Annotated in this window: 1 protein-coding gene; it reads right to left on the bottom strand. The window is 47.0% G+C overall.

The window, feature by feature from the left end; all coding sequences use genetic code 11:
* Positions 1-536 (bottom strand): TGS domain-containing protein (locus tag ACTHUM_RS18405; protein ID WP_440403737.1); only part of this gene is annotated, 536 nt, incomplete at both ends.

The following is a 536-nucleotide window of genomic DNA, read 5'->3' as shown; positions in this document are numbered from 1 at the left end:
ATATTGGTGTGAACGGCATAGGCAAAGTCAATCGGCGTCGCACCTTTAGGCAAGGTAAGGATATCGCCTTTCGGGGTAACGATATAGACTTCGTTGGGGAACAAATCGACTTTGACATGCTCCAGAAACTCGATAGCATTTGAGCTGCTGGCCTGCAGGTCAAGAATATTTTTCATCCATCGGTTCATATGGAGGACGGCTTGGTCAGGAGTATTTTCACCGGATTTGTAAATCCAATGACCGGCGATACCGCCCTCAGCCACTGCATCCATTTCACGCGTACGGATTTGCACTTCGATCGGCAAACCGTAAGGACCGACTAAGGTCGTGTGCAGGCTTTGATAACCGTTGCTTTTCGGAATGGCGATATAGTCTTTGAAACGGCCGGGCTTGGGGTGGTATAAATTATGCAATGCACCCAACGCGGCATAACAGGCAGGAATATTGTTTACAATGACCCGAAAGCCGTAGATATCCATTACTTCGGCAAAACGCAACTTTTTAGCCAGCATTTTTTGATGGATGCTGTATAAGTT

The sequence above is a fragment of the Neisseria sp. P0021.S006 genome (assembly GCF_051956895.1).
The sequence above is the reverse complement of the archived record's forward strand: the minus strand, read 5'-3'. Positions and strand labels throughout refer to the sequence as shown.